At 66.7% G+C, this 19714-nt stretch carries 23 protein-coding genes and 1 pseudogene; 14 read left to right on the top strand and 10 right to left on the bottom strand.

Annotated elements, in window-relative coordinates:
- Positions 1–2 precede the first annotated feature (2 nt).
- Both narI and IDT60_RS16490 read left to right on the top strand, forming a co-directional pair.
- Entirely contained in the window at positions 3–800 is a 798-nt protein-coding gene (narI, locus tag IDT60_RS16495) for a respiratory nitrate reductase subunit gamma (protein ID WP_164204996.1), read from the top strand.
- 57 nt (positions 801–857) lie between these two features.
- The gene (locus IDT60_RS16490; protein ID WP_191079861.1) at positions 858–2084 is read left to right on the top strand and encodes a nitrate/nitrite transporter; all 1227 of its coding nucleotides are present in this window, start codon (positions 858–860) and stop codon (positions 2082–2084) included.
- Here IDT60_RS16490 and IDT60_RS16485 read toward each other — a convergent pair.
- The 3 genes from IDT60_RS16485 to IDT60_RS16475 form a co-directional block, all read right to left on the bottom strand.
- On the bottom strand, positions 2081–2422 hold the full coding sequence (locus IDT60_RS16485) for a DUF202 domain-containing protein (protein ID WP_191079860.1): 342 nt from the start codon (positions 2420–2422) through the stop codon (positions 2081–2083). The genes IDT60_RS16490 and IDT60_RS16485 overlap by 4 nt on opposite strands.
- A gap of 3 nt (positions 2423–2425) precedes the next feature.
- Entirely contained in the window at positions 2426–2839 is a 414-nt protein-coding gene (locus IDT60_RS16480; protein ID WP_164205001.1) for a YidH family protein, read from the bottom strand.
- A gap of 83 nt (positions 2840–2922) precedes the next feature.
- Positions 2923–3261, bottom strand: a complete 339-nt coding sequence (locus IDT60_RS16475) for a YnfA family protein (RefSeq protein ID WP_191081994.1) — start codon at positions 3259–3261, stop codon at positions 2923–2925.
- A gap of 75 nt (positions 3262–3336) precedes the next feature.
- On the opposite strand from IDT60_RS16475, the gene IDT60_RS16470 reads away from it, so the two are divergent.
- From IDT60_RS16470 to IDT60_RS16455, 4 genes are all read left to right on the top strand, one after another.
- Positions 3337–4365, top strand: coding sequence for an LLM class flavin-dependent oxidoreductase (locus tag IDT60_RS16470; RefSeq protein WP_191079859.1), 1029 nt, complete (start codon positions 3337–3339; stop codon positions 4363–4365).
- 101 nt (positions 4366–4466) lie between these two features.
- On the top strand, positions 4467–4670 hold the full coding sequence (locus IDT60_RS16465; RefSeq protein ID WP_191079858.1) for a hypothetical protein: 204 nt from the start codon (positions 4467–4469) through the stop codon (positions 4668–4670).
- Between the two features lie 145 nt (positions 4671–4815).
- Complete coding sequence (locus IDT60_RS16460; RefSeq protein WP_164205007.1) at positions 4816–5913, top strand: ferredoxin reductase; 1098 nt, start codon at positions 4816–4818, stop codon at positions 5911–5913.
- A gap of 13 nt (positions 5914–5926) precedes the next feature.
- Positions 5927–7114, top strand: a complete 1188-nt coding sequence (locus IDT60_RS16455) for an acyl-CoA desaturase (RefSeq protein WP_191079857.1) — start codon at positions 5927–5929, stop codon at positions 7112–7114.
- Between the two features lie 88 nt (positions 7115–7202).
- Here the strand turns inward: IDT60_RS16455 and IDT60_RS16450 are convergent, their stop codons facing one another.
- The 3 genes from IDT60_RS16450 to IDT60_RS16440 form a co-directional block, all read right to left on the bottom strand.
- Positions 7203–8039, bottom strand: a complete 837-nt coding sequence (locus IDT60_RS16450; RefSeq protein WP_191079856.1) for an alpha/beta fold hydrolase — start codon at positions 8037–8039, stop codon at positions 7203–7205.
- Between the two features lie 116 nt (positions 8040–8155).
- Positions 8156–8353 carry a hypothetical protein gene (locus IDT60_RS16445; protein ID WP_191079855.1) on the bottom strand — a complete coding sequence of 66 codons (198 nt, stop codon included), beginning with the start codon at positions 8351–8353 and terminating at the stop codon, positions 8156–8158.
- 236 nt (positions 8354–8589) lie between these two features.
- Positions 8590–8847 (bottom strand): metal-sensitive transcriptional regulator, encoded by a 258-nt coding sequence (locus tag IDT60_RS16440; protein WP_017200146.1) that lies wholly within the window; start codon positions 8845–8847, stop codon positions 8590–8592.
- 122 nt (positions 8848–8969) lie between these two features.
- Here IDT60_RS16440 and IDT60_RS16435 point away from each other — a divergent pair, with 122 nt between their 5' ends.
- The 7 genes and pseudogenes from IDT60_RS16435 (at position 8970) to IDT60_RS16405 (ending at position 14144) form a co-directional block, all read left to right on the top strand.
- Positions 8970–9602 carry a rhodanese-like domain-containing protein gene (locus IDT60_RS16435; RefSeq protein ID WP_191079854.1) on the top strand — a complete coding sequence of 211 codons (633 nt, stop codon included), beginning with the start codon at positions 8970–8972 and terminating at the stop codon, positions 9600–9602.
- Positions 9599–10498: a sulfite exporter TauE/SafE family protein gene (locus IDT60_RS16430; RefSeq protein ID WP_191079853.1), complete on the top strand. Its 900-nt coding sequence runs from the start codon at positions 9599–9601 to the stop codon at positions 10496–10498. The genes IDT60_RS16435 and IDT60_RS16430 overlap by 4 nt, the downstream gene beginning before the upstream one ends.
- A 30-nt stretch (positions 10499–10528) precedes the next feature.
- On the top strand, positions 10529–10714 hold the full coding sequence (locus tag IDT60_RS16425) for a rhodanese-like domain-containing protein (protein ID WP_191079852.1): 186 nt from the start codon (positions 10529–10531) through the stop codon (positions 10712–10714).
- Between the two features lie 34 nt (positions 10715–10748).
- A complete protein-coding gene (locus IDT60_RS16420; protein WP_191079851.1) occupies positions 10749–11045 on the top strand; it encodes a rhodanese-like domain-containing protein in 297 nt (98 codons plus the stop codon).
- A 101-nt stretch (positions 11046–11146) separates the two neighbouring features.
- A pseudogene (locus tag IDT60_RS16415) lies at positions 11147–11242 on the top strand (thiol reductase thioredoxin); the annotation flags it as partial.
- A 110-nt stretch (positions 11243–11352) separates the two neighbouring features.
- The gene (locus tag IDT60_RS16410; protein ID WP_191079850.1) at positions 11353–12753 is read left to right on the top strand and encodes a rhodanese-like domain-containing protein; all 1401 of its coding nucleotides are present in this window, start codon (positions 11353–11355) and stop codon (positions 12751–12753) included.
- A 113-nt stretch (positions 12754–12866) separates the two neighbouring features.
- The gene (locus IDT60_RS16405; protein ID WP_191079849.1) at positions 12867–14144 is read left to right on the top strand and encodes an MFS transporter; all 1278 of its coding nucleotides are present in this window, start codon (positions 12867–12869) and stop codon (positions 14142–14144) included.
- 87 nt (positions 14145–14231) lie between these two features.
- Here the strand turns inward: IDT60_RS16405 and IDT60_RS16400 are convergent.
- From IDT60_RS16400 to IDT60_RS16380, 4 genes are all read right to left on the bottom strand, one after another.
- Positions 14232–15445, bottom strand: a protein-coding gene (locus IDT60_RS16400) for an IS3 family transposase (protein WP_370590752.1) whose coding sequence is annotated in 2 segments (ribosomal slippage) — positions 14232–15184 and positions 15184–15445 — 1215 coding nt in all. Because the reading frame shifts where the segments join, the coding sequence is not laid out codon by codon here.
- 165 nt (positions 15446–15610) lie between these two features.
- Positions 15611–17227, bottom strand: a complete 1617-nt coding sequence (locus IDT60_RS16390) for a carbohydrate-binding domain-containing protein (protein WP_191079847.1) — start codon at positions 17225–17227, stop codon at positions 15611–15613.
- Positions 17228–17268: 41 nt separating this feature from the next.
- Entirely contained in the window at positions 17269–18057 is a 789-nt protein-coding gene (locus IDT60_RS16385) for a polyphosphate polymerase domain-containing protein (protein ID WP_191079846.1), read from the bottom strand.
- Positions 18054–18737 (bottom strand): DUF4956 domain-containing protein, encoded by a 684-nt coding sequence (locus tag IDT60_RS16380; RefSeq protein WP_191079845.1) that lies wholly within the window; start codon positions 18735–18737, stop codon positions 18054–18056. The genes IDT60_RS16385 and IDT60_RS16380 overlap by 4 nt, the downstream gene beginning before the upstream one ends.
- A 395-nt stretch (positions 18738–19132) precedes the next feature.
- On the opposite strand from IDT60_RS16380, the gene IDT60_RS16375 reads away from it, so the two are divergent.
- A complete protein-coding gene (locus tag IDT60_RS16375) occupies positions 19133–19714 on the top strand; it encodes a lytic transglycosylase domain-containing protein (protein WP_370590699.1) in 582 nt (193 codons plus the stop codon).

The raw sequence follows: 19714 nt of genomic DNA, 5'->3' as shown, positions 1-19714 counted from the left end.
GAATGCTGACCTTCGAAACCGCGCCGTTCGAAACGGAGCCAGGGGCCGTCGTCGAAATCTCCGCCCTGGACACCGCACTGTGGGGCGTCCTGCCCTACATCATGGTGGTGGTCCTGGTGGGCGGCCTGGTGTGGCGATACAAGTACGACCAATTCGGCTGGACCACCCGCTCCTCCCAGCTGTATGAGTCCAAGCTGCTCCGGATTGCCTCACCGCTGTTCCACTTCGGCCTGCTGGCCGTCATCGCCGGGCACTTCTTCGGCCTGGTCATCCCGATGGCGTGGACCCAGGCCGTGGGGATGAGCCAGGATTTCTACCACTTCAACGCGCTGTTCGTCGGCGGCATTGCCGGCGTCGGGACGCTCGGCGGGATCATCCTGCTGATCTACCGGCGCCGCACCACGGGGCCTGTCTTTATGGCCACCACCACCAACGACAAAGCCATGTACGTGGTGCTCACCGCCGCCATCGTGTTCGGGCTGTGGACCACCCTGGCCAGCGTTTTCGAGGGGGAGCACGGGCACAACTACCGGGAAACGGTGGCCCCTTGGTTCCGTTCCCTGTTCATCTTCCAGCCGGATGTCGCGGCCATGGCGGCAGCACCGTTCTCCTTCCATCTGCACACGCTGGTGGGGATGGCACTGTTCGTCATCTGGCCGTTCACCAGGCTGGTGCATGCCTTCACGGCGCCCTTGCACTACCTTTTCCGGCCGTACATCGTCTACCGCTCCCGGGATGCCGTGGCCCGGCGAGGCTGGTCCCCGGTAGGGACCAAGGACAGAGATACCCGCAACCGTTGACATGGCCGGCTGAATCCTCATCGCTGAATCCTCATCGCCGAATCCTAAGGAGTAACAGTGGCTGGAACGGCACCACTCCCATTGGCGGGCGCCCAAGGACGGACCCTGAACCTGGTGCTGGCCACGGCGGCGTCCGTGGCCGGCTTCTGGGCCTGGAATTCGGTGGCCACCCTGGGCTCGTTCTACACACAGAACCTGCAGCTGAATCCGGCGGCAACGGGTGTCCTCGTGGCGATGCCGGTGTTTGTGGGTTCGCTGGGGCGCATCGCCGTGGGGGCGCTGACGGACAAATACGGCGGCCGCGCCATGTTCTCCTTTGTGCTGCTGGCCGCCATCCCGCCCATCCTCCTGGTGGCCGTAGGCGGACTCCTCAATTCGTTCGCGCTGGTGTTGGGCGCCGGCCTGCTGCTGGGAGTCGCCGGTACCGTGTTCGCCGTCGGAATCCCTTTTGTCAGCGGCTGGTACGAGCCGTCACGGCGGGGCTTCGCCACGGGAGTCTTTGGCGCCGGGATGGGCGGGACGGCGCTGGCAGCCTTCCTGAACCCGCGGCTGGTGGCGGGAATCGGGTACTTCCCCACGCACCTGCTGATCGCCGGCGTCCTGGCCGTAATGGCGGCCCTGGTCTGGTTCCTGATGAAGGAGTCGCCGGGATGGACGCGGAACAATTCCCCGGTGCTGCCCAAGCTCCTGGACGCCGCCAAGACCCCGGTGACGTGGAGGATGTGCTTCCTCTACGCCGTCGTATTCGGCGGGTTCGTCTCCTTCGCCACCTACCTGCCCACCTACCTCCGGGATGTGTACAGTTTTGACCCCAGCGGCGCCGGCGCCCGCACGGCAGGGTTCGCCCTCGCGGCCGTGCTGGCCCGCCCGGTGGGCGGCGTGCTGGCGGACCGGTTCGGGTCCAAGCCGGTGGTCATCACGTCGCTGGCAGGCGTTGCCATTCTGGCCTGGGTGGTGAACCTGCAGCCCGACGGCGACGTGCCTGCCGGCCTGACCTTCCTGGGCATGGCCGCGGCCCTCGGCCTGGGCGCGGGCGGGGTATTCGCCTGGGTGGGCGTCCTCGCGCCGCAGGGCAAAGTGGGCAGCATCAGCGGGGTGGTCAGCGCGGCAGGCGGCCTGGGCGGCTACTTCCCGCCGCTTGTGATGGGGGCAACCTACGACGCCGCGACCCGCAGCTACTCGATCGGCCTGCTCCTTCTCGTCGCCACCGCCGTCGTGGCATTGGTATTCACCATCGTGGCACTCCGGGGCCCCTCCAAGCGGCCCCACCTGGCCGAAGCCTAGGCCGCGAGGACCACAACGATCCCCAGCCCGCCCAGCGCAACCCCGGCGAAGGCGGTCCAGAGCACTGCGGAGGTATCGGCGTCGACATTTTCCTTGGCGATGCCGCGTGAACTGGCACTGTACCGGCGGCGCTGGGTGAAGTAGATTGCCGCCGCGGCGGCTGAGGACACGGCGAACAGCAGCAGGATGGGGAGGCCGTGGTGCGGCAGCCAGCGCAGGAAGATGGCGCTGACCGTCACCAGCGCCAGCATGGTCCGGCCCCATGCCAGCGTGGTCCGTTCGGGCTGGAGCCCTGGATCCCCGTGCGGTGCGGGGTCAGGCAGCCGGCTGCGGACCACGGGCTACCGCCAGAGAATAAAAACGAGGACGACGGCGGCAGCCAGCGCCCCGGCGCCGGCCAGCAGAGGCACGATCAGCGGCAGCGGGAGCGGGGTTTTGTTCCGCATGCTCCGTTCCACCCGGATCCAGCGCCCGGCGGCGCCCGCGCTCAGCAGCATGCCCAGGAGCAGGAGCATGACCGCCAGGCTCTTGCGGACAGGCTCCAGGAACAGGTCCGAGGTAAACGCTTCAATGGCGATGCCGCCGGCCAGGAGTGCCAGTGCGGTGCGGATCCACGCGAGGAAGGTCCGTTCGTTGGCCAGCGTGAACCGGGGATCGGGCTCGGTGCCGCCGGGAAGCAGCCGTTCGGCGATCTTTCCGCGCGACGGCGGGGGAGGAGGCGGCACGGGCCCGCTGGGCGGCTGGTTGCTGGACACCGGGCCAGTTTAGCCGGGAATGCCGGCGCGGCCGGGCGGGTCGGCTCCCGGCCGGGCTGTCAGCCGGGGTGTGCCGGGTGGGGTCAGCCGGCGTTCCGCGGCGCGAACATGATCACGGCCACGCCCAGCAGGCAGATGACAGACCCGGCGATGTCCCACCGGTCCGGCCGGAAGCCGTCGAAGATCACACCCCAGGCCAGCGAGCCGGCCACAAAAACTCCGCCGTAGGCCGCCAGGATCCTGCCGAAGTGCGCGTCCGGCTGCAGCGTGGCAACAAACCCGTACAGCCCCAGTGCAATGACGCCGAGTCCGGCCCACCACCAGTCCTTGCCCTCGCGGACGGCCTGCCACACCAGCCACGCGCCGCCGATCTCAGCCGCCGCGGCGAGAAGAAAGAGCACAGCCGTCTTGGCGATCGACACCGTTTCAGTAGGAATGTTCACAGGCCCATCATGCCAGCCGGGAATGCGGGTGGCCTTGTCTGGGTTGGGCAGGACATGCAGCGCATTGGATTCCTCTCATTCGGCCACTGGGGCCCCGGCCAGGGGTCACAGACCAGAACGGCGGGCGACGCCCTGCTCCAGGGCATTGACCTCGCTGTGGCCGCCGAGGAGTTGGGCATCGACGGCGCGTTCTTCCGGGTGCACCACTTCGCCCGGCAACAGGCGTCCCCGTTTCCGCTGTTGGCCGCCATCGCGGCCCGGACCAGTCGGATTGAGATCGGGACCGGCGTCATTGACATGCGTTATGAGAATCCGCTCTACCTGGCCGAAGAAGCCGCGGCCACGGACCTGATCAGCGGCGGCAGGCTGCAGCTTGGTATCAGCCGCGGTTCACCCGAACCTGCCCGGAACGGCGCCGCGGTGTTCGGCTACCGTCCGGAGGCCGGCGAAACGGATGCGGACATGGCCCGCCGGCATACGGAACTGTTCAGACAGGCCATCAGCGGCGCCGGCGTGGCAGAGGCGGACCCGCGCTACGCGGCTGCCGGCCTGTTGCCGGTTCAGCCGCAGTCGCCGGGCCTTGCCGAGCGTATCTGGTGGGGAGCAGGCAGCCGGAAAACAGCGGTCTGGGCTGCGGGCCTGGGCATGAACCTGATGAGCTCAACGCTGCTTACCGAGGACACCGGTGTGCCCTTCGACCAGCTTCAGGCGGAACAGATCCAGCTCTTCCGGGATGCGTGGGCGGCCGCCGGGCATAGCCATCAGCCGCGCGTGTCCGTCAGCCGGAGCGTCCTTCCCATTGTGGACGAGGAGGACAGCCGTTACTTCGCCGGCAGCGCCCTGCGGGACAGCCGTGACCAGGTTGGTGTCATCGATGGCCTGACTGCCCGGTTCGGCAAAACATACGCAGGAGCACCTGATGTCCTGGCAGCACAGCTCGCGGCGGACGCCGCCGTCCAGGCCGCCGATACCCTTCTTGTCACAGTGCCTAACCAGCTGGGCGTGGACTTCAACGCCAAAATGCTGGGCAACATAGCCCGGTACATTGCCCCTGCCATCCGCCGGGGCCCGTCCACCTCCTGAGACGGGCAGATTTCGATGGGTAATCCGGCGCGGAGGGAATATCCTATGAGGACCGGGCAACCTGCTGATCCCTGCTCTGCCCTGCAGCCAGAGAGGCACCCATGTCCGAAAAGCTCCATTTGTCGCCGGAAGACGAATTCCCTGCGGACCTGGCTGCACTTCCAGACCAGCAGCTCCAGGTCCTGGACAGCCAGGTGCAACGCCAGCTCGATTACGAATACGTGGCCGAAGGCGAACCGAATCCGGAGACGGAATTCAGGCATCAGGACCTTGACGAGGAATTCCAGTCGCGGGATACCCGCTGATCCGGGAACCATCCACCAGCCGAAGCCGTTAGGCTTATAGCGGGTTTGGGGGCTTATGCCCTACACAACAGTGTGACTGCTACAGCGTGACTGCGGAACGGTCAGGAGAGAGAAATATGGCTCGCGCCGCTTTAGGTACAACTGCATGATCCGGCTACGCCAACTGGCTCAAGCCGCGTCCGTCCTGACGACGCCCCTGTCGCCAGAAGATATTCTGTCGCTGTTCAACCCCGTGTTTTCGGCCCGCCAGCTTCGCGGTGTGGTCACCCGCGTGGTTCAGGAAACGGCGCAGTCGGCCACCATATTTTTCCGCCCCGGCCGCGGGTGGCATTCCCATCTGGCCGGCCAATGGGCCCGCATCGGCGTTGAGCTCGACGGCGTCCGGCACTGGCGGTCCTACTCCCTGAGCGCCCCCGCCGGCAAGGACCCCGCCATCACAGTGACCGACGTCGGGGCCGTTTCCGGAACGTTGGTGCGCACCACCAAGCCCGGGGACGTCCTTTTCCTCGCACCGCCGCAGGGTGACTTTGTCCTTCCCGAGCACCCGCGGCCGCTGCTGATGGTTACCGCCGGAAGCGGCATTACTCCGGTGATGTCCATGATCCGCACGCTGGTCCCGCGCCGCCCGGATGCCGACGTCGTGCTGGTCCATTCCGCCCGTACCCCGGGCGACAGCCTCTTCCGTGAGGAACTCGCCGAGCTGGCGGACCAGTTTCCCAACTTCCGCCTGGCCCACTGGTACACCGGCGAGCAGGGCCGGATGGACCTGACCAACACGGCGGAGCTGGATGCGATCTGCCCTGACTGGAAAGAACGCGCCGCGTACGCCTGCGGCCCCGACAGTTTCCTTGACGACGCCGAGGCGCTCTGGAAACAGGCCGCGCTGACCACCGCCGCCCCGGGTTCGGACGTTGCGATTGCCGGCGACCCCGGCAACCTGATGATTGAACGGTTTAACACCACCTTCGCCGGGGGTGTGGGGCACGACGGCGGCCTGGTCACCTTTGAGGCGTCGGACCGGGAAGTCGATGCCGACGGCGACACCCCGCTGCTGGACATCGGCGAGGACGCCGGGGTGCTGATGCCCAGCGGCTGCCGGATGGGAATCTGCCACAGCTGCCTTACCCCGCTCCTGGCCGGACAAGTCCGCGATCTCCGCACCAACGAGATCCACGGCGAGCCCGGCGAACTGATCCAAACGTGTGTCTCGGCAGCCGCCGGACCCGTCAACCTCGAACTCTGAGGAGCTTCACCGCATGTCAGTAGTTTCAGAAAAGAAGACAATTTCAGAAGGCAAGACCGCCCCGACAGGAGCGGCAAGGACGCGCCCCGGTGCGCTCGCCGAGTCCGGCAGCCCGTCGGTCCGCCCTCCCACAGCCGCGCACCTCTCAGATGAACAGGTAGCTGAGCTGGGCCGGGAACTCGACGCGATCCGCGACGATATCCTCGCCAAGCGCGGCGCGTCGGACGCCGCCTACATCCGGCGCATCATCAAGATCCAGCGCGGTCTTGAAATCTCCGGCCGCGCGGCACTCCTGGTCAGCAAGAACAAGGCAGCCTGGGTCACCGGCACCACCCTCCTGAGCCTGGCGAAGATCCTCGAGAACATGGAGATCGGGCACAACGTGCTCCACGGCCAGTGGGACTGGATGCGGGACCCGGATATCCACTCCACCACCTGGGAGTGGGACTTCGTCACCCCGTCGCGCTCCTGGCAGCACACCCACAATGACCTGCACCACCGCTGGACCAATGTGGTGGGCAAGGACAACGACGTCGGGTACAACCTCCTCCGCATGGACGAGAGCCAGCCGTGGGTGCCTGCGAACCTGGGCAACCCGCTGTACAACGCCATCCTGGCGCCCCTCTTCGAGTGGGGCATCGCCATCTACGACCTCGAGCTCACCGAGTTCAAGGAGGGCAGGAAGTCCAAGGAAGCCCTGCTCAAGGACCTCAAGGCGCTGGGCAAGAAGGTGGTCACGCAGTTCACCAAGGACTACGCCGCCACTCCCGCCGTCGCCATGCTCACCGGTTCCGGCAAGCAGGCCCTCTACGGCACGCTGACGGCCAACGCCGTCCGCAACGTCTGGGCGCACGCTGTCATCTTCTGCGGCCACTTCCCCGAAGGCACAGACACCTTCAGCGAGGAAATGGTGGAAGGCGAAACCCGCGGGGACTGGTACGTCCGTCAGATGATCGGTTCAGCCAACATCTCCGGGTCGAAGTTCATGCACCTGATGACCGGCAACCTCTCGCACCAGATCGAGCACCACCTCTTCCCCGACCTGCCGTCCAACCGGTACGCCGAGGTTGCACCGCTCGTTCGTGAAATCTGCCAGCGCTACGGCCTGAAGTACACCACGGGTCCGCTGCTGAAGCAGGTTGGATCCACCTGGGGCAAGATTTTCCGCCTGGCGCTGCCGGGCAAGACTGCCAAGGCTTAAGGCACCACCGCACCAACACAGAGGAGGGATCAGGCATGGTGCCTGATCCCTCCTCTTGTTGTCTCCGCAGCCGGGGGTTCTTGAGGATCTACTTCTTGAGGAACGCGAGCAGGGCTTCGTTGACCTCCGCGGCGTGCGTCCACAGCAGGCCGTGCGGCGCGCCCTCGATCTCCCGGTACTGGGCGCTCGGCAGCGCCTTGGTGAACCGGCGGCCGGTCACGTCGATGGGCAGGATGTTGTCCGCCGTGCCGTGCAGGATCAGGGCCGGGACATCGATCTTGGGGATGTCTGCCCGGAAATCGGTGAGCCAGGTGGGCTGCGCGGCAACCAGGGCAGTGGCTCCTGCGGCGGCGGCGACGTTCCAGCTGGCATCCACGGCTTCCTGGCTGAGGCGTGGGGTGCCCAGGAAGGTGTCGGTGTTGTAGAAGTTCTTGAAGAACTCCCGCAGGAACGCGTATGGATCTGCAGTGACGGCTTCGGTGAGCCCGTCGAAAACCTCCTGCGGCACGCCGTCGGGATTGTCATCGGTCTTCAGCACGAAAGGTTCCAGCGATCCCAGGAACGCGGCCCGGGCGACACGCTCTGAACCGTAGGTGCTGATGTACCGGGCCACTTCGCCCGTGCCCATGGAGAAGCCCACCAGGACGGCGTTGGTCAGGTCCAGGGTGGTCAGGAGGGTGTTGAGGTCGGCGGCGAAGGTGTCATAGTCGTAGCCCTTGGTGGGCTTGCTTGACTTGCCGAATCCGCGGCGGTCGTAGGTGATGACGCGGAAGCCGGCTTCGAGCAGGGCTGTGGTCTGCTTCTCCCAGGAGGAACCGTCCAGCGGGTACCCGTGGATCAGGACCACAGGCTGTCCGCTTCCGTGGTCCTCATAGTAGATCTCGATATCGGTGCTGTTCTCGGTTCCAACGGTGACGTAGGCCATCTGGCGGTCCTTTCGAAGCTTCGGGATCAGAATCAGGGCGCGGACGCGCCGCGCCCGGCATTTCCTACTCTAGGCAACGCCCGGCGCGGCTCCAAGGAAGGGACTGCCGGATCCGGCTACTGGGACGGCTGGGGGAGTTCGCACTCGATCTTCGGGTTGACGCCCATGTAGTTCAGGGGACCCGCGATGATGGTCACAGCCACCGTGCCGGCCTGTGCGCAGGTCCCGGGGGCGCCGCCGAAGTAGCCGCGCTGCCAGGCGGCGATTCCTCCGATGATCAGCCAGATGACAATCAGTGCTCCGAGAAACTTCATGGTGTCCTCCTAGGGCCAGGGCCGCCTGTGCGTTCAAGTATGCGCCGTTACGCGGACCCGATACAGCACCCCACCCCGGACGCTCTCTCACTTAATGCGGGTTTTTGACCGACGCTGTCTCACTTTCTTGAAGAAAGTGAGACAGCGTCGGTCTTTTTCCCGCATTAAGTGAGAGAGCGTCCCATGGGTTCATCTGAAGCTTCAGCTACCGGACATGGCGTCCGGGGCGGCGCTGGTCAGGCGAGGGAAAGGAAGAGCTTTTCCAGCTCTTTCTTGTCCATCGTTGCGTCCTTCTGGACGATACACTGCTCCAGGCCTGTGGCGATGATGGCGAATCCGGCCCGGTCGAGTGCTTTGGACACGGCCGCGAGCTGAGTGACGACGTCCTTGCAGTCCCGGCCTTCTTCAAGCATGCGGGTGACAGCGGCCAGTTGGCCCTGGGCGCGCTTGAGCCTGTTGATCACGGGCGTCAGTTCTGACGGGTTGAGTTCCATGGGTTTCTCCAATGTCGGCGACTCCGTCCATTGTATACCCCCCAGGGTGTTTGACATACCCATGGGGGTATCTGTAATACTCGGTGGGGTATCCACCATTTCCCAAATCGAGAGGCCAGCACATGACTTCCCCTTCCGCGGCATCGGCCGTTACCGCCCTTGCTCCAGAGACCCTGCGCACCTGGATTGACCAGCATCAGGACCTCGTGGTGATCGACGTGCGCTCCGCCGCCGAGTTCGAGTCCATGCATATCCGGGGCTCCTACAATGTGCCGCTTCCCTTGCTGTCGGAGCACGCGGATGAACTCGCGGCCCGCCTGGGCTCCCGTGTGGTCCTTGTCTGCCAGTCCGGTGCCCGCGCCGAGCAGGCGCGCCAGCGGCTGGGCAAGTCCGGGATCGACGGTGCCTACGTCCTGACCGGCGGCGCGCCCGGCTTCGCTGCCACCGGCGGCGACGTTGTCCGGGGCAAGAGCCGCTGGGACCTGGAGCGCCAGGTCCGCCTCGTGGCCGGTTCCCTGGTGGTCCTGGGCCTGGCGGGCGGCAAGTTCGTCTCCCCGAAAATCCGCCTGCTCGCCGGCGCCATCGGCACAGGACTGACCTTCTCGGCCGCCACCAATACCTGCGCCATGGGCCAGGCCATCTCGGCAATGCCGTGGAATAAGGCTGCCAAGGAACCCACCCGCGAGAGCGCCATCCTGACCCTTCCCGTCGCGGGTGCACGCGCCACCGGAAACGGTGAGGCCAAGGCCTCATGACCACCACCCTCCTCCTGGTCCTTGCCCTGTCGGTAGTCATCGGGCTCTCGCTCGGCGTCCTGGGCGGCGGCGGATCGATCCTGACCGTGCCGATCCTGGTCTACGTGGCGGGCTTCGAGGCCAAGGAAGCCATCGCGGCCTCCCTGTTCGTCGTCGGCGTCACCTCCGCGGTCAGCGTGTTCAGCCACGCCCGCGGCGGCAGGGTGATGTGGCGGACCGGCCTGATCTTCGGCGCGGCCGGCATGGCCGGCGCGTTCGTCGGCGGCCTCCTGGGCGGGCACATCCCCGGCCAGATCCTGCTCATCGCCTTCGCGGTCATGATGGTGGCCACCTCCGTGGCCATGCTTCGCGGCCGCAAGAAGAAGAACGACGACGGCGGCGCACCGGTGAAGCATGAGCTGCCCCTGGGCAGGGTGCTACTGGACGGGGCGGTCGTCGGGCTCGTGACCGGATTGGTCGGCGCGGGCGGCGGTTTCCTTGTGGTTCCGGCCCTGGCGCTCCTGGGCGGCCTCCCGATGTCTGTTGCCGTGGGCACTTCCCTGGTGGTCATCGCCATGAAGTCCTTCGCCGGGCTCGCCGGTTACCTCACCACCGTCCAGCTCGACTGGGGCATCACCCTCGGCGTGACCGTAGCTGCCATCGTTGGCACCCTTGCCGGCTCCACACTCGCCGGCCGCATCCCGGAGGCCGCCCTGCGGAAGGCGTTCGGCTGGTTCGTCCTGGCCATGGGAACCTTCGTCCTCATCCAGCAGGCCCCTGCCGACCTGCGGTGGTTCATCGCTGCCGGAGTCGCAGCCCTGATGGCAGTCACCGCGGGCACCTGCTGGTTCTTCATCAGCTCGTGCCCGCTGCGCAACCGAAGCGGCCGGCGCAGCAACGTCCCCTCACCCGTCTAAACCCGCCACCAACCAGCCAAGGAGAACACCATGGGCCTCATCAGCTCCCTGAAAAAAGCCTTCAGCAAGCCCTATAAAACGGTCTCAGTAGCCATGTGCCAGTCCGGGGTCCGCTCCGCTTCAGCGGCCCGTCTCCTCGCTTCCCAGGGGTACGAGGCCTACTCCCTGCGCGGCGGCATGGGCGCCTGGCGCTCTGCCGGCGAACCCGTCCGCTAACAACAGCCCCACACGTATGTCGAAGGAGAATCCCATGGCTGAAATCACCATCACCGAGGCCGACCAGCGCCGTGCCACCGCCCGCATCCTCGATGTCCGCGAGGACTTCGAGGTCGCCGAAGGCATGATCCCCGGTGCCCTGCACATCCCCATGGGCCAGCTGCAGGCACGCCTGTCCGAGCTGGACTCCGCCGTCCCCGTCATTGCGGTCTGCCGCAGCGGCAACCGTTCAGCCCGCGTGGCCGACGCCCTTAGCGGAGCCGGCTTCACCGCGGACACCATGGCCGGCGGCATGATCGCCTGGACCCGCGCCGGCCTCCCCACCACCTAACCCCACAGTTCCGCCACCCTTCACCCCAAACCACGCCCGAAAGGACACAAAAGACGATGGCAACCATCGACTTCGCCAAGGAGGGCACCGAAGCCGAACAGGCCCTCAACGCCACCGGCCTCGAAGAAGTCATCCAGGAAGTCAAAAACCTCGACATGAACAAACTCCGGGCTGACGCAGCCCGGCAGCCCGCCTGACGCACGCGCGGATTGCCCGGCCCGCACCCCTCGTTGCTGGATACCCCCTGGGGTATTACACTTAAGCCAAGACCTTCTCTAAAAACCCACTCCACGAAGGAGAGCACCAGATGCTTATCGAGCGCATTTACGACGAAGACCTCGCCCAGGCCAGCTACCTGATTGGCTGCCAGGCCAAGGGGGAAGCCATCGTCGTGGACGGCCGCCGCGACATCGCCGTGTACCAGGATCTTGCCGCGAAGAACGGCATGAAGATCGTGGCCGTCACCGAAACCCACATCCACGCCGACTATCTTTCCGGCACCCGCGAACTGGCCGCTGCCACCGGCGCGAAGATCTACGTCTCCGGCGAGGGCGGACCAGACTGGCAGTACGAATTCGACGGCGAACGCCTCTACGACGGCGACGCCATCACCCTGGGCAACATCACCATCAAGGCCCTCCACACCCCCGGCCACACCCCCGAGCACCTGTCCTTCCTGGTGACCGACGGCGCCTTCAGCGACCAGCCCGGCTACCTGCTCTCGGGCGACTTTGTCTTCTCAGGCGACCTGGGCCGGCCGGACCTGCTGGACGAGGCAGCCGGCGGCATCGACACCCGCTTCGAAGGTGCCAAGCAGCTCTTCGCCAGCCTGCAGGACAAGTTCCTCACACTCCCCGACTACGTCCAGGTCCACCCTGCCCACGGCGCCGGCAGCGCCTGCGGCAAGGCCCTCGGCGCCATCCCCTCCTCAACCGTGGGCTATGAGCGCCTCTACGCCTGGTGGGGCCCCTACCTCGCCGCCAACGACGAGCAGGGTTTCATCAACGAACTCCTCGACGGCCAGCCCGACGCCCACGCCTACTTCGGCCGGATGAAACGCGAAAACCGTGAAGGCCCGGCCATCATGGGCGAACGCACCCCGCTGCCCGAGCTCGCGCCCGGCATCGTTGCTGCAGGCCTGGCAGCGGACACCCTGACCTTCATCGACACCCGTTCCAACAGCGAGGTCCACGAAGGCACGGTAGCCCGTTCCCTGAACGTGCCGGCAGGCAAGTCCGTGGCCAGCTACGGCGCCTGGGTAGTCAACCCGGAAACCGACAAAAATCCCCTGGTGCTCCTGGCTAACGACCAGGACCAGGCTATGGACATGTGGGACCACCTGATCCGCGTGGGCATCGACAACGTCGCAGGCTACGTCACCAGCATCGAAGGGCTCCCCACCTTCACGCCGAAGCTCATCCAGCCCGGGAACCTCGACAGCTTCGAGGCCGCCATGGTCCTGGACGTCCGCAACAAGACCGAACACACCGCCGGCCACATCCCGGGCTCGCACCAGCTCAGCGGCGGCCGGGTCATGTGGCACCTCGATGAGCTCCCCGCCGACGGCACCATCGTCACCTACTGCCAGTCCGGTGTCCGGAACTCCGTGGCAGCCAGCGCCCTGCGCCGGGCGGGGTACGACGTCGTCGAACTCGACGGCAGCTACGCCGGCTGGAATGCCTGGCGGAACTCCGTTCCCGCAGCCTAACCAGGCATCCCCCAGACCGCCCGGGCCGGTCACCCCTCCGGCCCGGGCACGCCCGGGCGCGCCCCCACGCGTCCGGGCACCTTCTTGTCCCCACGACGAACGGAGCACTCCACATGCAGGGCAGGACACTCCAGCGCCAAGGCCGGGGATCAGCCGGTACCGTGCTGGGGCTTCGGCAAAACCTGGCACAGTTCATGCTGCTGGTGGCAGTCAACGCCCTGGTGGGCGGCACCCTTGGCCAGGAGCGCACCGTGCTGCCTCTGCTTGCGGACCAGGTCTTTGGCCTGGGCCAGTACACGGCCGCCCTGACCTACATCGTTGCGTTCGGTGTGGCCAAAGCCGCCACCAACTACTTCGCCGGAACACTCTCGGACCGCTACGGCCGGAAACCGGTGCTTGTGGCGGGCTGGCTCATCGCCCTCCCGGTCCCGTTCCTGCTGATCTTCGGTGATTCCTGGGGCCTGATCGTCGCCGCCAACGTGGTGCTGGGCATCAGCCAGGGCCTCACCTGGTCCACCACCGTGATGATGAAGATGGACCTTGTTGGCCCCAAACGCCGGGGACTGGCCATGGGACTGAACGAAGCCGCCGGCTACCTCGGCGTTGCCGGCACGGCACTGGCCACCGGCTACATCGCCTCAAGCTTCGGCCTTCGCCCGTGGCCGTTCCTGCTCGGCGCAGCCTTCATCGCCATCGGCCTGGGGCTGTCCGTGCTGACAGTGCGCGAGACACACCACCATGCCAAGGCCGAGGCCGCTGGCCATGTCTCCGTCCATGCGGGAGCAGGGGCCGGCCTGCGCACCCGGGACGTCTTCACGCTCACCAGCTTCCGGGACAGGTCCTTGTCCTCCATCAGCCAGGCCGGCCTGGTGAACAACCTCAACGACGGCCTCGCCTGGGGCCTCTTTCCGGTCTTATTCGTCAGCTCCGGGCTGAGCCTGAACCAGGTAGGGATTCTGGCCGCCGTTTATCCCGCGGTCTGGGGCGCCGGGCAGCTCTTCACCGGCGCCGCGTCAGACCGGTGGGGCCGCAAATGGTTCATCGTGGCTGGCATGGGCGTCCAGGCCGCGGGACTCGCGCTAGTCGCCGCCTCCCACAGTTTCTGGCCCTGGCTCGCGGCAGCCATCCTCCTCGGGCTCGGAACGGCCATGGTCTACCCCGCCCTCCTGGCCGCCGTCGGGGACGTCGCCCACCCTGCCTGGCGGGCCCGCTCTGTCGGGGTCTACCGGCTCTGGCGTGACGGCGGCTTCGCCATTGGAGCACTCACAGCAGGACTGCTCGCGGACCTGTACGGGATTCCCGCAGCCATCGCCACCATCGCCGCACTCACAGCCGCCTCCGGCCTGGTAGTCGCCCTCCGAATGCGAAGCAACGACCATACGACGGGGTAAGAACTGACCTTGTAGCCGCACACGCCCTGCCCTCACACCCCGGACTGCGGTCGTCAAGTTCTTGAGACAGGTCGTCGTTGTTGTTGGTTAGGCGGCCAGGGTTGTCTGGGCGCTGGTTTGGTGGTTTGTGTGGGCGGTGGCTGGTGGGGTGCCGCCGGCTCTGCGGTTGGGCCGGCGGCGGTTGTACCAGCCCTCGATGTAGTCCATCACGGCGGTCCGGGCAGCGAGCCGGGAGCCGAAGCGGTGGTGGTGGTAGAACTCGGTTTTAAGGTGGGAGAAGAAGTTCTCCGCGACTGCGTTGTCCCAGCACACCCCGACTTTGCCCATCGACTGGGTGAGCCCGTGGGCGCCGCACCATGTCTGGAATTCCTCGGAGGTGTACTGGGTGCCGCGGTCGGAGTGGAAGACCACAGAATCCTCGGCGAAGCGGCCGTGGTTCCGGGCCATCTTCAGGGCCGCGGTGCACAGGCTGGCGCGCATGTGTTCGGCCATGGCCCAGCCGATGACCATTCCGGAAAACAGGTCGATGACGGTGGCCAGATACAGCCAGCCCTCACCGGTGCGCAGGTAGGTGATGTCGCCGACCAGCCGGGTCCCTGGCACGGCGGAGGTGAAATCGCGTTTGCCCTGTTCATCGAGCATGTGGTTCTCGATGTGGGCGGTCTTGGCCTGGGGGTCCTGGACCGTGGTCCGTTTCCAGGCCTGGGTGCGGATGGCCCGCAGGCCGTTCTCACGCATGATGGCCCCGACGGTCGGGGCCGAGACCTTGGTCCCGGCCGCGTTCAGCAAGAGCGTCAGTTGGTCCCGCCCGGCACGGCCCCCTTCCTTCTCATATAGGCCGGTCACCGCACTGGTCAGGTCCTCATGCCGCACGGCGCGCGGTGAAGGCCCAGCGGGGTTCCGCCACCGGTAGAAAGAGGCCCGGGAAACCTTCAACGCCCGGCACAGCCACACCACGGAATGGTTGGCCTTCTCCGCTTCGATGAACTCGTAGAAGTCCTCTACTTTTGCTTCGCGGCAAAGAAGGCGCTGACTTTTCCCAGGAACTCGACCTCGGCCCTCAAACGCTCATTTTCGGCCAAGGCCTTCTGATGCTCATCCCACGCCACCGGGCCCCGGTCCTCAGGAGGAACAGTGGCGTTTGGTTGGCGTTCCCGATGCCGGTGAAGCCAGTTCCCCAGCGTGCTCTCCTTCACCCCGATTTCCTCAGCGACCTGCTTCACCGAACGGTTTGTGGACAAAACCAGCCGCACTGCTTCCTCACGGAAAGCGGCATCGTATTTTCTTCTGGGCGTGGTCATCTGAAGCAAAGCTCCCATCAAGCTGTCTCAGAAAACCATACGGCCGCAGACGCTCTCTCACTTAATGCGGGAAAACGACCGACGCTCTCTCACTTTCTTCAAGAAAGTGAGACAGCGTCGGTCAAAAACCCGCATTAAGTGAGAGAGCGTCTCAAGGGGGTCGGGTTAGGGGCGGCCGCCGAAGCTGCCGCCTCCGCCGCCGGGGCCCTGGGCTGCCGTGTATTCGCCGGCTGTTACGGTTCCCGCCTGGTCGGCGCCGTCCAGGGAGCCTTCGCCGAGTCCGGCGCTGACCGTGGCCGTGCCGCCGGTGTAGACGGTGTAGTCCTCACCTTCGGTGATCGCGGCTGAGGAGAACACGAGCGACGCCGTCGTTTTGGCTGTCACGAAGGCTGCCACCACGGTGCCGCTCGGGTCAGCGATCTGCACCACGGTGCCCGCCGGAACCGCTGATCCGAGGGACACCTGCACACCGGACTGGGTGGAGGAGGCGCCCGGGGTGACCACCATGCCCACGCTGCCGGCCGCTGCCACGGTGCCGCCGGTGACAGTCAGATCACCGTTGACGTCCAGGGCGCCGTTGCCGGAGTTGGTGGGGCCGTTGACCACCACGGTGCCCCCGGAGATGCTGGCGTTGCCGTTGGAGTCCAGGCCGTCGCCCTGCGCATTGATGGTCAGTGACCCGCCGGTGACCTCCACTGTGTAGTCGCCCACAGCCATCTCGCCGCCGCCCATGCCGCCGCCCATTCCGCCCGCGGCGCCGGAAGTTGAGGTGGTGGACCCGCCCGAGGCGTTCACGCCGTCGTCGTTCGCCGTGACGTTGGCGGTACCGCCGGACATCACGATGTGCTGGGCCTCCAGGCCTTCCTCCGACTCCTCAACGGTGGTGATGCCGGCCGCGATGGTCAGGGTGTTGAACGCCTTGATGCCGTCGTCCACGGCGCTGACGTTCAACGTGCCGCCGTTGAGGAGGACCCAGCCGCGGCCTTCGTCCTCCTCGTTGTCCGACTTGAAGCCGTCGTCGCCCGCGGTGACCTGGTAGGCGCCGTCGAGCAGGACCGCGTAGTCCTTGCCCACGATGCCGTCGTCCGTGGCCTCCACGGTGACGTTGCCGGCAGCCAGCACCAGGCCGTCCTTGGAGGAGATGCCGTCGTTGAAGTTGCCCTGCACGCTCAGCGAACCGGAGCCGGCGAGGGTCAGGTCGGCCTGCGAGTACAGGGCCGCATTCGGGGCATCCTCGGCCGTGTCCGCGTAGGTGGTGGCATCGCTCAATGAGTTGGACGAGCCGGCTTCCAGGTAGACGATGGCCTCGTTGGCGCTCTGCACCACAAACGGGGAGCCGGTGGAGCTGGAGATCTCTGCGCCGTCCAGGATGATCCGGACCACGTCCTCCTCGCCGGCGGCCACCACCACCTGGCCGTCGGACAGGGACCCGCTGAGGCGGTAGGTGCCGGCCGCGCTGATGGTGACGGTGTCGCCGTCGACCTTCACGGCGTCCGACGACGATCCAGAGGCGACAGTGCTGGCGCCGTCCGCCAGGGTCACGGCTACTTCGGCGGCCGCATCCCAGGTGAGGTCATCGGCGTCGTAATGCGTGTCCGCGGCGAGGGTGTCCAGGGAGACAGCGGCCTGGGCGGTGCCGGACGTGGTGGATGAGGAGGAGCCGGCAGATGTGGTGCCCGTGATGGACGAGCCGGTGCCGGCCGTTCCGGCGGAGGCGCAGCCGGCCAGGCCAACGGTGAGGGCGAGGGCAGTGACGGACAGGGCGGTGCGGAAGCGGTTCATGGTGTGTTCCTTCGGTGAGCTTAGGGGAAGTCTGTGAAAGGTCAGGCCGCAGGCCGGAGGGCCATGGTGCGGCGGAGTGTGCGGTTCCAGCGGTTGGCTGGCAGATCGGGGCAGAGGGCCGCCATGCCGGTGGCAAACTTGGAGATCCGGGACGGCCGGACCCCGGCGGCCCAGAGGTGCCTGTCCAGGGGCCCGGCGGCCGAGCCGGACTTGGTCTCAACAATCACCGCACCGTCAAGCACCCAGGCCGGTTCCCCGGGCCGCTGCCAGGTGACATCCGTATCGATGGTGGCCCGGCTGCCGGACAACGGGAGGAAGAGCGTTGTGCGGTGGTAACGGGTCTCGATCACGGGCCCGAGCGGCCCGGCGGGGGCTCCGCCAACCGCCGCGGCGAGCGTTTCATTGACGTAGTCAAGGCCTTCCGCGGTCAGCCGGGCGCGGTCCGTGAGCTCATACGGGATGCGTTCCTTCACCGTTGCCTCGCGGGCGCCTTCGGTTTTAACCTCCAGGAAGCTGATGGCGCTGTCCACATAGGTCCGGGTGCGGATCTTGTAGCGGCGGCGGCGGCCGCGGGCGGCCAGCAGGTAGCTGTCCAGCTGCGCCGTGTCGAAGTACACGGAGTCGTAGGCGAAGCAGCGGGAGCCGTCCATTTCCAGGACCCGGACCTCGGCATCGAACGTGGCCAGGAGCTCCCGGGCCAGGTCTTCGGGGACGACGTACTTGCGGTCCACCCTGGTCTGCAGCGCCGCTTCGGTGTTCAGTTCCTCCAGTCCCACGCCGGGCAGGCCGCGGAGGCTGCTCACGACGCCGGCGCCGGCCGGGGCGCTCATGCCGCACCAGCCGAGGCGTGGGTAGGAGCGGACGACGCCGGCGCTGTTTCGTCCGGGGGAAGGGTCAGGTGAGGTGCCGGCTCGGCATGGCGGGGACCCGCCGTCGGAAGGTAGGTCACAGCGGCCGGGGCCGCAGCGGGGCTGTAGGCGTAGCGGACGTCCACGATAGTTTTGTCGTTGACCAGGTCGAGTTCCAGGATGGTGGCGGAGTGGACCTTGCCGTGCAGGACTTCCTCGAGCCGTGCATGCAGCTCGCCGTCCTCGGTCAGGGCCCGGTCCAGGATCACGGTCTGGTGCCGGTGGGCGGGCAGGACGCGGGGGTGGTCGCCGACGAACATCACCAGCAGGATCAGGCCCATCAGTGAGGCGGTGAGCCATAGGGGTTCGATGCCGAGGCCGGCGATCAGGCCTAGCGCCAGGGCTGAGAAGTAGTAGGCCACCTCGTGCTGGGCGAGTTCGGTGGAGCGGAGCCGGATGATGGACAGGACGCCGAAGAGGCCGAGTCCCAGGCCGAGGCCGGCGGCTGAGCCGGACAGTGCGGTGGCTACGGCCAGGACGCCGACGTTCATGCCCAGGTAGGACACCACCAGGTCGCGGCGCCGGTGGCGGCGGAGGTAGAGGATGAAGGTCAGGACGCTGATGGCCGCGAGGTCTGCGGCGATGAAAATGAGTGAAGTCATCGGATTCTCCGGAATCTGTTGGTGGGCTGTTCTCTACAATCCCGGGCGAAACTGTGCAGGTGCTGTGACGGAACCCAGGCCCGAATATGAGTGTTGGCCGGGCGTTCACCTGCTGTTTGCGGGGGCGGGTGCACGACCCGGCCGGCTTCGGTGGATAGGATCAAACCCGTGACTGCCCCTTGTGACCCCGCGTTTCCCGCCGGAGACACCCGCTTCCCGGGCGGAGCCGCGTGCTCTGGCTAAGGCGCTTTGTGGTCTTCTGTGTGTTTGCGATCTGTGTGGTCACGGCGGTGTCATTCTGGGCACTGGAGCGCTCCGGCGCGGAGGCGGGCGGAGCCCTTCCGCCGCCCCGGTCTGAGGCCGTATTTGAAACGGCCCCGGGTATTAGCCCCGCCGTGAACGTCACGAGGAATGCTGACGCCGAGTGGCTCATGGGGGCCGCCGAGCAGACGGGTATTCCCGCACGTGCGCTTCGGGCCTACGTTGCCGCGGCCGATGCGGCCGGCCGTTTCGCTCCGGGGTGTGGGATCGGCTGGAATACGGTGGCGGCGGTCGGCTTCGTCGAATCCGCCCACGGAGCGTACGGCGGCGGAAGCCTGAATGCCGCAGGGCAGGCGAGCGGGCCGCTCGTTGGCCCCAGCCTGGACGGGAACGGATTTGCCGCCATCGCTGATACCGACGGCGGCGCTTTGGACGGCGACGCCCGCTGGGACCGTGCCGTCGGACCCATGCAGTTCATTCCCTCTACCTGGGAGCTTGCGGGACGGGACGGGAACGGCGACGGAACAGCGGATCCCTTCAACATCGACGATGCCGCCCTCAGTGCGGCAGGCTACTTGTGCGCTCGCGGACGTGACCTCACCACCGCGAACGGCTGGACCGGGGCCGTCTACTCCTACAACCAGTCCGATTCCTATGTGGACCAGGTCCGCAGACAGGCCACGTCCTACGCCGGGAAGATGGGCACTGCAGGTTAG

The organism is Pseudarthrobacter sp. BIM B-2242 (assembly GCF_014764445.1).
GTDB classification, from domain to species: Bacteria; Actinomycetota; Actinomycetes; order Actinomycetales; family Micrococcaceae; genus Arthrobacter; species Arthrobacter luteus_A.
This window is presented reverse-complemented; position numbering and strand designations above follow the sequence as displayed.